Origin of the sequence: Pseudomonas sp. JL3 (assembly GCF_031570575.1) — a bacterium.
Lineage (GTDB): Bacteria > Pseudomonadota > Gammaproteobacteria > Pseudomonadales > Pseudomonadaceae > Aquipseudomonas > Aquipseudomonas cucumis.
In genome coordinates, this window is the sequence record NZ_JAKWJK010000022.1 from 19,627 (window position 1) to 32,988 (window position 13,362).

At 56.0% G+C, this 13,362-nt stretch carries 10 protein-coding genes; 1 reads left to right on the forward strand and 9 read right to left on the reverse strand.

The genetic code is table 11. From position 1 onward, the window contains the following. Window positions 1–70: 70 nt before the first annotated feature. On the reverse strand, window positions 71–1,441 hold the full coding sequence (locus MMG91_RS25795; RefSeq protein ID WP_310661103.1) for a lysozyme inhibitor LprI family protein: 1,371 nt from the start codon (window positions 1,439–1,441) through the stop codon (window positions 71–73). Window positions 1,442–1,491: 50 nt separating this feature from the next. Further along, window positions 1,492–2,223 (reverse strand): lysozyme inhibitor LprI family protein, encoded by a 732-nt coding sequence (locus tag MMG91_RS25800; RefSeq protein ID WP_305503849.1) that lies wholly within the window; start codon window positions 2,221–2,223, stop codon window positions 1,492–1,494. A gap of 403 nt (window positions 2,224–2,626) precedes the next feature. On the opposite strand from MMG91_RS25800, the gene MMG91_RS25805 reads away from it, so the two are divergent. Then, window positions 2,627–3,013: a DUF6124 family protein gene (locus MMG91_RS25805; protein WP_310661104.1), complete on the forward strand. Its 387-nt coding sequence runs from the start codon at window positions 2,627–2,629 to the stop codon at window positions 3,011–3,013. A 53-nt stretch (window positions 3,014–3,066) separates the two neighbouring features. Here MMG91_RS25805 and MMG91_RS25810 read toward each other — a convergent pair whose 3' ends face one another. The 7 genes from MMG91_RS25810 to icmH are packed head-to-tail and all read right to left on the reverse strand — an operon-like array spanning window position 3,067 to window position 13,357. After that, window positions 3,067–3,966 (reverse strand): hypothetical protein, encoded by a 900-nt coding sequence (locus MMG91_RS25810; RefSeq protein ID WP_310661105.1) that lies wholly within the window; start codon window positions 3,964–3,966, stop codon window positions 3,067–3,069. Continuing rightward, window positions 3,948–4,958 carry a DUF2515 family protein gene (locus MMG91_RS25815; RefSeq protein WP_310661106.1) on the reverse strand — a complete coding sequence of 337 codons (1,011 nt, stop codon included), beginning with the start codon at window positions 4,956–4,958 and terminating at the stop codon, window positions 3,948–3,950. Before MMG91_RS25815 ends, MMG91_RS25810 begins: the two co-directional genes overlap by 19 nt. Then, window positions 4,955–7,174 (reverse strand): type VI secretion system tip protein VgrG, encoded by a 2,220-nt coding sequence (locus MMG91_RS25820; RefSeq protein WP_310661107.1) that lies wholly within the window; start codon window positions 7,172–7,174, stop codon window positions 4,955–4,957. Before MMG91_RS25820 ends, MMG91_RS25815 begins: the two co-directional genes overlap by 4 nt. 28 nt (window positions 7,175–7,202) lie before the next feature. Then, a complete protein-coding gene (locus tag MMG91_RS25825; RefSeq protein ID WP_310661108.1) occupies window positions 7,203–8,219 on the reverse strand; it encodes a serine/threonine-protein kinase in 1,017 nt (338 codons plus the stop codon). Beyond that, a complete protein-coding gene (locus tag MMG91_RS25830) occupies window positions 8,216–8,944 on the reverse strand; it encodes a PP2C family serine/threonine-protein phosphatase (protein WP_305447455.1) in 729 nt (242 codons plus the stop codon). Before MMG91_RS25830 ends, MMG91_RS25825 begins: the two co-directional genes overlap by 4 nt. Further along, on the reverse strand, window positions 8,944–12,468 hold the full coding sequence (gene tssM, locus MMG91_RS25835) for a type VI secretion system membrane subunit TssM (RefSeq protein ID WP_310661109.1): 3,525 nt from the start codon (window positions 12,466–12,468) through the stop codon (window positions 8,944–8,946). Before tssM ends, MMG91_RS25830 begins: the two co-directional genes overlap by 1 nt. 13 nt (window positions 12,469–12,481) lie before the next feature. Next, window positions 12,482–13,357, reverse strand: coding sequence for a type IVB secretion system protein IcmH/DotU (icmH, locus tag MMG91_RS25840; RefSeq protein WP_310661110.1), 876 nt, complete (start codon window positions 13,355–13,357; stop codon window positions 12,482–12,484). Between the last annotated feature and the right edge of the window lie 5 nt (window positions 13,358–13,362).

The following is a 13,362-nucleotide window of genomic DNA, read 5'->3' on the forward strand; positions in this document are numbered from 1 at the left end:
AAAATAAGAAGGGGACTTAACGTCCCCTTCTTTCATTCAAAATGCATTGGTCACGTCTGCGCTCGGAGCTTTAGATGCAGTGACTTGCCTTGTTCGATTCTGTGCTTTGTGATTCCAAGCGCTTCACGTTGTTGATACCCGCCTGGTCACCCTTGCCGGCAGACAATTGATAACAGGCCAACGCTCGAGACATATCTTTGGTTCCTAGGTCGCCACTCTCAAAAGAGGAAGCCAGAGAGTTGAGCGCATTCGTAGAACCCATGGAAACCGCGCGAATCAGCTCCTTTTCTGCCTGTTCGGGGTGCTGGCAAGGGCCGTCATAATCGGTGGAATTACCAGTACAGTAAAACATGGAAAGACTCAGCGCCCCGTCCGGCAGCGTCGTTGCTGCGGCTTTAAACAATGCCTCAAGCTTGCTGGTTTCCAATTGAGGTGCCATCTGCGAAAGACTCAAAATTGCCGCCGACAGACTCGCCTGTGGATCACCCGACTCTGCAGCACATACGTAATTTCCCAAGGACGCTTCATACAGCTCCTTAGTCAATCGGTATTGTTCAAGTGCCCCTAAACCACCCAAACCCTCTGCGCGTTGATAACAGAAGTTCTCGGCGCGGCTCATTCCGGGTCTACCGGGTGCGACAAGCTCCTTCTCGCTGATCGACCAATCCTCAATCCCCACCAGCGACCAGCACGACTTTTTAGCAAAGTTAAAAATCTTGATGTTGCTGTTACCGGCCCGTTTATCCACAACGTTCATGTGAGTGTCATCAACTGTTTCGATCTCAACCCCTTCAGTTTTGCCTTCCATCGCGGCCATCAACGGAAACGCCAAACTGGAGCCAGTCTCCGCAGTAATTTGCGGTTCAAATTGACCAGGGTCCGAGGTGCGCTTCAATACCAATATTTTTACCGCCAGTGCGGTTAGGCGCTTCTGGGACTCGGCATTGGCGGAAAACACTGGCAGAAACTGCGCGAAGTCTGAGAAAGGACACGAAGCACTTCCCCCGCCCCCACTGCCTGAACGACCCACAGTCTCAGGCGCGATCCCATCCAAATAAGCCGAACGCTCCCGGCTCATCTTTGCAATGCAATTGTTCACAACCGCCACATGAGCCGGCATGGCTGCCTCAATCTCGAACGCCTCTACGGTGCAATTCGTATCCCGTAATTTGATCCACGCACGCTGGGATTCCTTTACCTGCGTCGAATACTCCCCCCCTAATTTCGGGTCAACTGAATATTGAGATTCAAGCCTTGCCATCAGTTGGTGATAGCTCGTATTCAACTGAGAATCTGCGGAATTCTTTGCAGCCTCGGAACACGGGACAACCTGCGAGCTAGAGCTGATTTCACTGCAGTCGTCTTGGGCGAACGCGGCTGAAACCGGCAGTAGCGCGAACGCGATTAGCACACTGGTTAACCCTAAAACAAAGCGTTTCACTGTCTTCAATCCTTGATTATGGAACATACCTATTTTTAAGTTTATTTCAGCTACTTTGATGGCGGAGCAACCGCGATTTGCCTGGCACGATCAAGGGTCAGACGAATCAAGCAACTAGCAGATTGCTCACCATATATAGACTTTACGCACTCGAGATCCCGAAACTTCATCCAAGCTCGTTGAACCTCACGAAACGCGGTTCTTTTTTCGTCACTTAAACGATTTGCCTTATCATGGTAAGCCGAGTTAAGCAGCGCATCCGCATCCGCCAAAACCAACTGATAAATATCGCTCTCTTGCACTATTTTTACTTGAGGCAAACTCTGAGGCAGATCCGCATCCCAGTTATTCAATCCATTATTGTCATCAACTCTTAGCTTAACCGTTTTATTATCAAACCACCCATATTGATTTTTTGTCTGCTCCGACTTGTAAAGCAACTCAATATAAATTGGGTCGCTTCCCCGCTGCGGATCATTTAGCAGAGTCTGCTTTAAAACACTGACATTTCCATTTCCCTCATCCAGTTCGAAAGAAAAGCAGGGGTTTGGCCCAGGTTGAGCAGCTGACTTGCTAGCACGCATACAGTCCGCTCGAGTAGAGCCGCTCGGCTCATTACTTCCCGTTTCTACATCTTGAATTCTAATTAGTAGTCTCAGGTTAGGGGCGGCAGAATAATCGGCTTGTAATATCTTCGCGGAATAGAACGGTTCTGCTTGAACGGTAGCAACGCTAGATACAAAAAATGCTGAGCATGCCAAGAAAATTATATCTTTAACCACAGGGCTTAATTCCATTTAGTTTAAAATTTTTGACATATTTATTTATCGAAAGCCAACCTACTTTACAAATAAATCCGTCCCCTTTTTGTCAATCACTGCTTCTGCCTCTTAAGGAGAAAGTGGACAGATTTATTTATTGATGGACAACCCTATCCAGTAAATAAATCCGACCCCTTTTACTACAAGTCCGGGTAAAAGACGACGCACAACGTCATTGGTCGCTGGTCGAGCAGATTACTGCTCGTGGCGCCTGTTTTATGGCGGCTGTGCGTGGGAGATCTTTCTTTCGAGAGCGATCTGCCGGGGTCCGTCTGCCCGGTCTTGCATACCTGCGCACAGTTGCCACCTTATTCGCGTGCAAGCGAACGGTGGTGGCTCCCAAAATACAGATGGAGATACATACATGTTCAAGGTCACGCCCAATCCGCCAGACAAATCTGGTACCTCTACTGAAGAATTCCTCGACACCGAAAAACTCAATAAAGAAGCTGCTGACCGCGCTTTCGCCCATTACTTCCCCCCGGCCAACGAAAAACCAGCCAAACGTCGTAAAGGCAATCTCTTCACCGTCTCCCCCGATATCGACACTGAAGCTCTATTGGCCAACGCCTCCGAAGACCTGCTGTCCATAAGCGCCATCGCCGCCGATCTGGCAGACGATGTGGAAGGCACTCGGCGATCCGTAGCCTTGGCGCTGAGCAGGATGGCGGATGGAGTACAACTTTTGGTGGAACGAGCTTTGGACCGTCTGGATGAGTTAGAGATGAAAGTGCAACAAGTTAAAACATAAGAGAAGTAAGGGGATGGATTTACTTTCGAAATAAATCCATCCTCTTATCTCACCTATCTGACTTGCTCCATAATCGGCGCTTTGTAGCTTTCATCTATCTTCACCCCAGCGGCTTGAGCTTGATCTTCTGTTTCCGAACGCCGTTGGAGGAGCTGTTGCAAATGAGCTGGAAACAACTCTTTCCATCTAGGTCGAACTGCCTCCTCGAAGTCCGTCCTCCAGAAATTATCCAGAGACTTGAACTCGATTTTTACAAGGTATACACCTGTCCGGGATGGATCAGTGGCGGAATTTCTTCTTTGTACTTTGATATGGCTAATGTAATGACCACTGTACAAATACCAATCATAAAACCCATCACCTGCCAGCCAGTCATCCAAACTCATTTCGTGATCAGGATCAAACAACGGATGGCTTAATGGCGTTCCGCCAAAAACATCATCCTTCCAGTCAAATTTATTTAACTCCGAGCTGGAAATGCGAGGATCGGAAGGAAAATAATATTTCCTCCAACCACCGACTTTGAGGTCAGATATCAATTTGTATACAAGCTTCTTATTTTCTTCATGAGAACTATTATCTGGCAATCCTCGGAGAGTAAGCACAACCTCTTCAACATCCTGAGTTACATCGCCATCTACGACAACATTAAGACCTACCACTTGTTTTATTTCGAGAGAACTGTCTGGCTGAGTGACGGTTACGTTCATCAGCGCTTGATCCTTACCTCCGCGCCTAATTTCATACCAGCACATGTTTACCGCATCCAAGCAATCGGCGGTGAATTCCAATGGGCCTTTCTTCAATAGGGTCTCGACAGGGCTACCCAATTCGACACTCATGTTAACTGCTTCATTTTTCATTTCATTGGCACCTTCATTTTTGGCGCTATCGCATCCAGCGAGACAGAGGAACGGTAAGATCCAATACCACTTCACGGTTTGTTTCTCCATCCAGATATCTCAGTAATCATTCTTTCCATGTATTCTTTTCTATTTATCATGAGCCCATGATATTTATCGGCGATTTTTTGAATAAATTCCATCCGATTCTGAGCGTTATATAAATCACCTTCATACATCTGCTCTCTCAGCTCTGGCTCTTTTACGTCGCAAGCTGTTGAAAATGCAGCTGACCGCAAAGGCACAAGCGGCATCCCTTCTGATTTTTTCTGGACGTCAAGAATTGCTTTAAACACTGGATCTTCATATATAAGTGGTTGCAGTATATTTAACTGCTCATGATTTGCCGTCGCAATGAGCGATTTATACTGAAGATCCTGCCTCTCTTTTCCTGGCGCCTTCCCCTCAACTTTTTTGATAGTTGAAAAGGCATCAGTTACTTCCTGCTTTATTTTAAAATTATCAATGACACCCAAAGACTCCTGAGCCCAGGGCAGAATTTTCAAACCTGTTTTTATTATTTCTTCAAACTTCTCACTATTACGACCTCCCGAACAACCTTCAAATTTGTTTGGGTACTTACTATAAAACCAATGCCAGCAAAAAATATCTTGAAACAACCAAAAATTACCTTTACCTAGACCATTCTTCCCAATATCAATCACGGGTTTACCAATAGGCATCGCAGCGGTAGCAATTTTTGTAAAATCTAGACCGCACATGACTTGCTTGCTTGCAAATGCAGCCAATCCCATCCAATAAAACCGCCCCTTAAATTCCTTCTTGCCGCCATCTTCTTCTTCCAAATAGAAAGAAGCATATACACCGGCAATACGGGCAGCACGGGTACTAAAGTCACCGACAAGCATCCATTTTGACTCACCGAACAGGTAGTACTCCTTCCTGTAGGTACTCAACCGTTTTATTGCGTGAAATTGCGCAAGAGACCACAAATGCGCGCACGTCGCCTCGATCTGTCGCGGGGGATCATTTTTGGCCTTGTTAATTTCAACTTTTGCTAAAGGGGTGGGTGCACTACTCATTTTTTCCGACTCCGTTCGTAATCATCTGCCCCATCAGGAACACCAAAGCTGTCCCATACAAGGTGGACGTCGGCAGTTTGCACCGAGTCCGCTTTTACCTGAGGGGAGTGGCCATCAGCATCACTGCGAAACCTCAACGGGGAAGCTGTGTTGGGCAAAATAAATGCGGCAGTAAGCCCCTCAACTGGATCACCAGAACTCGTTACGAATTGAATTTTTTCGTAATAGCTTTTAATCGCCTCATTCTTCAGCACACTGCCCGCCCGGTCCTGATCAGCAATCATCGGCAGTCCGGGAACCAGAATCCCAATACCCGTTCCGCTTCCCGCCGCCCCCCCAGCGTTGATCTTCACAACTGGCCCCACCACGGTCACACCGCCAGCATCCAGCTTGATGAAGCTTCCTCCCGCTTTAACCGTAAGTTCCATCCCCGCCTCAATCACCATTTTGTCGCCGGATTTGAGGTGGATCTCTTTCCCCGCATAGGTCAACTGAGCTGTGCCGAGTTTGACGTGTTGATTTTGCCCCACAGACAGGTGGTCGTCGGCTTTCACTTCAACCTTGCGGTCGGCAATCGTGGTGCGATGTTCTTCAGCCTTGAGCTCGGTGTAGGTGTTCTTCACCACCGTGTCATGCCGTTCATTGCCGACGCGAATCTTCTGATCATGCTCAATGTTTTCATCCCAATCCCGCTGGGCATGAATAAAGATCTGCTCCGCACCCTTCTTGTCTTCAATGCGAAGTTCATTGAACCCACCGCCCCCCGGGGAGCTGAGGGTTTTGAACACGGTGCGAGTCTTGTTCGCCGGCAACTCGTAGGGAACCTGGTTTTCCTTGTGATACAGGCACCCCGTCACCAACGGCTGATCGGGATCACCCTCAAGGAACGTAACGAGCACTTCCATGCCGATGCGCGGAATGACGATGGCGCCATAGCGATCCCCGGCCCAACTCGAAGACACGCGCATCCAGCAGCTGGTTTTGTCATCCGCCAACCCTTCGCGGTCCCAGTGGAATTGCACTTTGATGCGGCCGTATGGGTCGCAGTGAATCTCTTCACCTTTGGGGCCGGTGACCATGGCGGTCTGGCTGCCGAGGACGCGGGGTTTGGGGTGTTGCAACGCGGGGCGGTAGAACACGGTCCACGGGGTGGCGAGGAAGCGGTTGCGGTAGCCCTGGTGGAAGTCGTCTTTGTTGTCGGTGGTGTCGCTGGTCACGGACTCTTCGAGGACTTGCGGTTGTTTGCCTTCGTGGACGATTTCGGTGAGCAGCCAGAGGTCGTTCCACTCGGTGCGCGGGTGGTCGGACATTTCCAGGAAGTGGCCGCTGACCAGGGTGGTCTGATCGCTTTTGCCTTCGGCTTGCTGGTAGTCGGCACGGTGGCGTTCGAGGGCGCGTTGGCTGAGGAACTTGCCGCGCGCGCGGTCGAGGAAGCGGCCGGGGTAGTCGTAATCTTCCAGATCCGGTTCGGTGCTTTCGCCGTCGGGTTTGTACGCAGCTTCAAGTTGCAGGCGCGGTTTTTCGAAGTCGTAGTCGCGGCGGGTGACGCGGCCGGTGCGGGTTTCGAGGCGCAGTTTGAAGCCTTTGATCACCGGCTCGTCGGCGACCATGCCGCTGCCCTGCACGTAGGCCGTTGGCTGGCCGAGTTTCGGGAACACGGTCTGGTCGTCGCCGAACACCAGCAGGTGAGCTTTCTCGCTGTGCTGGAAGTGGTAGTGAATGCCTTCCTCTTCGCACAGGCGCTGGACGAAGTGCAGGTCGGTTTCGTCGTATTGCACGCAGTAGTCGCGGTCCGGGCACGGCGTGCTCAGCTGGAAGCGGTAGGCGTTGCCTTTGATGCCGTGTTCTTCGAGGATCAGCGCGATGATTTTCGGCGCCGACATCTGCTGGTAGATGCGCTGGTTGGTGCGGTGATGCAGGTATTGTAGCTGCGGCACCAGGGAGACTTTGTAGCGGGTCAGGCGCTTGCCGGCATCGCCTTGGGCGACGCGGTAGATCTGGCCGTGGATGCCGGAACCCTTCGGGTCGAACGCCAGAAAAGCCTGTTTGTGCAGGAGCTTTTCCAGGTCCAGGTCGGGGTTTTCGCTGACCAGTTCCAAGTCGAAGCGATACGGCTGGCTGATGCCTTCGGTGCCGGTGAACGACAGCACTTGCAGGTCGCCGGCGTAGTCTTCGACGGTGAGGCTGAAGTGCGTTTCGTTAGCTGAGTTGAACATTGCTTGCTCCCTGTTCGGTAGTCATCCGTTACGCCCGCAGTCGCAGGCGTTGCAGCAAAGACGAAGTGGCGCCCAGGGCGTCACGCAATTGGGCGGCGGTGATGGTGCGCTTGGCCGCATCGAAAGCCAGCGCCGTTCGCAGGGCTGGCCAGCAGTGTTTCGGTAGATTTCGAGGGGCGTGCAGCTCGCGGTCGAGTTGGCCGTCGCGGGCCTCGGTCGAGGGCAAGCGGCGGAACGGGTGTTTGCCGCCCGCCAATTCGTAGATCACGCAGGCCACGCCGTACACGTCTGCGCTGGCCGACAGCGTCTGGCCTTCGAGCAGTTCGGGGGCGGCGTAGCCGGGGGTCCAGGCGTTGAAGCGGTTGCGGCTCAGGTGCGGCAGGCCGGGCAAGATGCCCTCTTGCGCCTGGCCGAGGCCGAAGTCGAACAGGCGCACGCCTTCTTCGCTGAGCATCACGTTGCTCGGCTTCATGTCACCGTGCAGCACGCCGCGAGCGTGGGCGTAGGCCAGCGCGTCGAGCAGCGGCAGCGCGATGTCACGCAGTTCTTTCCACGGCAGGCCCAGGGGCCGCTCGCAGAGTAATTTGTCCAGGGTCAGCCCACGCATGAGTTCCATGGTGATGAAGGCGCGCTGGCAGTCGGTGTCCACTTCAAAGGTGTGCGGTCGCAGCACATTGTCGTGGCGCAGTCGTCGGGTCAGGGCGAACTCGCTGTAGAGCAAGGCACTGGCGTCCGGCGATTCGGCAAATTCTTCGCTGAGGATTTTCAGCGCGATGTAAGGGTCGGGATCGCCGAACTGTTCGCTCAGCAAGTCCCGTGCACGGTAAACCGCGCCCATGCCACCGGCACCGAGCAGGCGCTCGATGCGGTAACGTCCCGCCAGCACGTCGGGCAGTTCACCGACGCTGGCCCGGGTCGGCGCCAACGCAGGCTCGGCCTGATGCGGCTTTCCGTTTAGAGGCTTGGCGAAGGCGAAGTAAGTCAGGTTATTGGCTTCTTCCTCGGTCACCAGCAGGTCGTCGAACGGTGGCATGAATTCGGTCATTGGCGGATCACCACGGCAGTCAGGTTGTCCCGGGCCGACCCACGCAGAGCGCCGTCGAACAGACGCTCCAGCGCAACGTGCGGCGCGGTCAGGCTCAGGGCGTTGCCCAAGGCGTCGCTAGTCAGCCCTTGATACAAACCGTCGCTGCACAACAGAAACGCATCGCCGGGATAGACCTCGAGTTCCAACACATCCAGCGTCAGTTGCTCGGCAGCGCCGACCGCACGGGTCAGCGCATGAGCAGCAGGATGCGCACGAGCGTCTTCGACACTCATGTTCTGCTCGTCGATCAGTTGCTGTTGCAGCGAATGGTCCTTGGACAGCTGATACAAGCGCTGGCCGCGCCACAGGTAGCAGCGGCTGTCGCCAGCCCAGATGCAGGCCGCGCGATTGCCTTCCACCAGCAGCGCCACCACGGTGCTGCCCATGATGCTGTCGTGACGGCCGGCGGTGACGGTCAACTCCTGCCCCAAGCGGCGGTTGAGCCAGTGCAGGCACTGGCGAATACCTTTGAGGCGTTCGTCGAAGTCATTCTGCACCGGCAATTCCGCCAGGCTGGCGACGATCAACTGGCTGGCGATGTCGCCACCCTGATGACCGCCCATGCCGTCCGCGACCACCCACAGCCCCTGCTGTGGACAGTCGAGAAAAGCATCTTCGTTGCGCGCCCGAACCTTGCCTGGATCGGTACGCGCAGCGCTGCGCCAGGGACTGGCAACCAGCATCAGAGCTGCACCGGCATACGGAAAGTACGCAGCACACCCATGTCGAACGGGTTCGGCGTGCGCTGGCTCGACAGCAAGTAGTTGGCGCGCAGGCCACCCACGTCAGCCTTGAGTACCAGCACGTCGCGACCCATCAGGTACTCGGTCTGCATCAGGTCGAACAGACGGAACAGCGACCATGGGCCGGAGTTCTTCTCGATGCCGATCGGGCGGCCGGCCATTTTGTCGAGGACCAGGCTGGTGCGACCGTCTTCAGCGTCGGTCGGCCATTTGAACGACACCGGCACGATCGGGCCGTGACGGTATTCAATGGTTTTGTCGCCGAACTTGAACTCGGAACGGCTGACGGCCGGATCGAGGGTGTACGGCTCCAGTTTGAACTGCACTTGCGGTTCGGCCGGGTTGATGGCGAAGAAGCTCTGGCGAATCACTTGTGCCGCGGCCATCTGGTCGAGGTAGACCTTGGAGATCGGCATGCTGTGACCGTCAATGCTGCGCAGGCGGTAGTTGCCTGGATCGCCACTCACGAACGGACGCATGTAGTTCTCGAAGAAGCGGTCGGCGATGCCCTGGGCCTTGAAGAACTCGCGGAAGTCGCTGATCGCGACGTCGCTGGTGCTATGGGCGCTGAACGGGTAACGCTTGTTGATCGCCTTGCCGTAGAAGCTGTAGAGCTCGCTCTGATAACGCTGGTTCAGGTACTGATAGGAATCGTTGAGCACCAGACGCCAAGTGTCTTCAGCCAGCACGTTGAACCATACGCTTACCGGGCGCGGCAGACGGTTCGACGCGTTGCGCAAGTTGCTCAGCGCATCACGCTGGCCGCTCATGCGGGTCTTGGCCATTTCGAACGCAGCCTGCTCTGGCGCACTGGCCCGAGCGAGGCTCGACAGTTGCAGTTGCAGGTCGTTGAGCGCCGTCAGGGCCGGGGTCAGATCAGCGGCCGGGCCGTTGTTGTCATCCAGCAAACGGTGCAGCGGTTCGAAGCGACGTTGCAGGGATTTCTTCGCGGTGTCCGGCAAGTTCTTGGCCATGTCCGACGCTTTGTCCACGGCGGCCGCAGCGAGTTTGCCCAACTTGCCGCCCTTCTCGCCCAGCTTGTCAGCCGCATCGGCGGCTTCATCAGCGCTGTCTGCGATGACCTGGAAACGGGTGTTCTCACGCACTTCCACCAGCAATTGCAGCACTGGGGAGTTGGCGGAAGTCAGGCCCGCCAGTTGCTCGGCGCCTTCACCGGCGTCGTTGATCGGTGGCAAGGCAACCTGGCCGACCGCTTCGCTCCAGAAGTTGGCGTAGTCGCGGAAGTACAGCTGCTCCAGTTCAACCATCAGACGACGCAAGTCCATGCCGCTGATGCCCGAGCCTTCGCCCAGCACCCAGTTGTCACGCAGGATATCGGTAACCAGCGCAGTGCCCTGGACCGAGAAGTACTGCTGATAACCCTGTTGGGTGTAGAACCCCGGAATCACGTAATCGGTGCCGACAAACAGCGCACCCTGTGGGCCCAAGTGTTGGCTGAAACGGTATTCCGGCAGAACGCGAGCCTGCTCGCGCAGCATCCGGTAAACCACGTTGGCCAGCGACTCGCTACGCAGCACCTGACGGGCCTGCGTCACCAGTTGATCGTTCAGCGGGTAGATAAACGGCTGCTTGAGCAAACGCTCGAAGTGAGTGTTCAAGCCATTCTGCACCGCCGTGTTACCGGCGTAGCGCAGGGACCAGTCAGTGGCGACCCAATCCTTGAGCCAAGCGGCATCACGGCGATCTTTCATGTTCAGCATCAGGTACGCACGCAGGCTGTTGAGCAGGCGTTCGCGGTCCTTCATGTTGGCGCGGATCTGCCCTTCCAGCAGCGTCGCGACCCGTGGCAGCAGTTGCGCTTCAAGCTCACGCTCGTAGGCACTCTTGACCACCGGATTGGCGTCTTCGCCTTGGTACAAGCCGCCGCGCTCGTGATACGACACGTCACCTTTGTTCGGGAACACCTGGGTGGCCGCATAGCTGGTGTCGAGGGTCTTGAGCACCGCCATGGAATCATCGCGAGCGGTCAGGGCCGAGCGTTGTTGCTTCCAGGTTTGTGCCAGGGAGCGCAGGTTTTCCAGACGCTCATAGTTGGCCGAGAAACCGCCGGCCCAAAGCATGCCGAACAGCGCCAGTGCCGCCAATGCGCCCACGTACAACGCACGTTGGCCCCAGTGGATGCGGCTGCGTTCGCGCTTGTCCAGACCGGCCAGATCGGCCTCGGGGAAAATCACCCGGCTGAGCAAATGGTGAATGAACCGCGAACGGCCACTGCGCAGGGTCGGCAGCACGCCGGCGTTCATGCCCAGGTTCGCGCCGATGCCGGCGGTGGTCTGGTCCATCTCTTGAGTCAGGTGCGGTGCGCTGGTCAGGTAGAAACCGCGCAACTGGCTGACACGCTGGTAGCGGTTGCCGGTGAATGCCATGTCGACGAACAGGCACAGGCGCTCGCCGATCTGCCCCAGTTGATGCGGGAAGTCGAGGATGCGACCACGACGCTGGGTGTCGCGCTCCTGGTGCATACGCATGATCACCTGGCTGTTCAGGCGACGCAGCAGCTCTTCGAACTCGGCGCGCAGCACGGCCACGTCAGTTCCGCTCTGCTCTTTGCGGAAGCTGGTGCCGAGTACCTGATCGCTTTCTTCGCGGGTCAGCTGATCGAAGAACTCGTCGAAACCGAGCAGGCGATCGGCTTTGCTCAGCACCAGATAAATCGGCACGTCGACGTGCAGTTTCTGATGCACGTCTTGCAGACGCGCACGCACCTGGCGGGCCAAGGTGTCGAGGTCTTGCTCGCTGCCGCCCAGCAGGGTTTCCACCGGAATGGTCACCAGCACGCCGTTCAATGGACGGTTGCGGCGACGCTTGCGCAGCAGGTCAAGCAAGGTGCTCCAGGCGCTGCCATCGACTTCGGCATCCGGCTGGGTCAGGTAACGCCCGGCGGTGTCGATCAGCACGCCGTGATCGGCGAAGTACCAGTCGCAATGCCGAGTACCGAGGGTGTCGCGGGTGAGTTTGCGGTCGATCTTGTTGATCGGAAACTCAAGGCCCGAGAAGTCCAGCAGGCTGGTCTTGCCGCTGCCCTGCGGGCCGATCAGCAAGTACCACGGCAAATCACTGCGCCAGCGTTCGCTGCGACCGCGATACAGGCTCGAGGTCTTCAGGGTTTTCAGGGCATCCTTGAAACGCACCTTCAACTCTTTCTCTTCTTCGTCGATCAGCTCTTCGCGGCGGATACGGTCCTGGCCGTCTTCGGTTTCTTCCACAGCCTTTTTGCGCACACCGGCGCGCCAGCTGACGAAGACCATGGTCAGGCCCCAGATCAGGAACAGCACACTGATGGTCAGCAGGCGGGAGGTCGAACCTTCCCAGAATTTGTAGTCATTGACCGCCAGCAGTGGCCCGACGAACCACACCAGCAGCGCGACGAACAGCACCAGCAGCAGGGTCCAGACCCAGGTCTGGCGCAGGAATGCGCCGACTTTCTTGAAAAACTTTTTCATCACACGTCCCTGTTTACGGCTGCGACTGCGGCTGGACCGCGGCCGGATCTAGCGGCTGATAAGGTTGCAGAACGGTTTCGCGTTGCTCGCCCAGTACCCAGGCGAAGCCCGAATACATCACCACCAGGCAGACCACGGTGAACAGCACCACCATCCACGCCGGCACGATGCGCACCAGGCTGCGGCGCTGATCATTCAAGCCTTCCCAATGCGGCGACAGCTCACGAGGCACGTCGCCGCGCAGTTGGCGAATCTGCCGATACAAGGCGTCGCGGATGCCTTCGAGTTCTAGCATGCCGCGGGCCTGCACCCGGTACTTGCCTTCGAAGCCGAGGGACAGGCACAGGTACATCAGCTCCAGCATCGGCAGATGCTTGACCGGGTTTTTCGACAGGCGATCCAGCAGCTGGAAGAACTTCTCGCCACCGAAGGTTTCGTTGTGAAAGCTGCTGAGCAGGCTCATCTGCGACCACTCGCTTTCGTTGCCCCACGGCGTGGTGACGACGGCTTCGTCGACCACAGTGCAGAGCACGTAACGCGCGGCCATCACCTGGCTGCTTTCAGCGCCGTTGTGCAGCGCACGCACTTCAAACAGTTTCAGCCCGGCGGTCAGTCGTTCGTTGAGCGCGTACAGGTCTTCGCGGGTGTCGCTGTGCTTGAGGCGCACCACTTCTGACAGCAGCTCGGACGCCGCCGCCACCAGCGAATTGAGGCTGATGTTGAACGCTTCGGCCGGGCGCAAACGCGCGGCGTAGATCATCCGTTCTTCCAGCTGTTCGAAACGTGGCGGTGCAGCGAAGTCCGTCAGCGGACTCGACGCCGGGCCGTGGCCCTGGCGGTCGAGCAGGACGGTTTTGTCGTCCTGGTTGTATTCCATGTCCTTGATCATGTCGG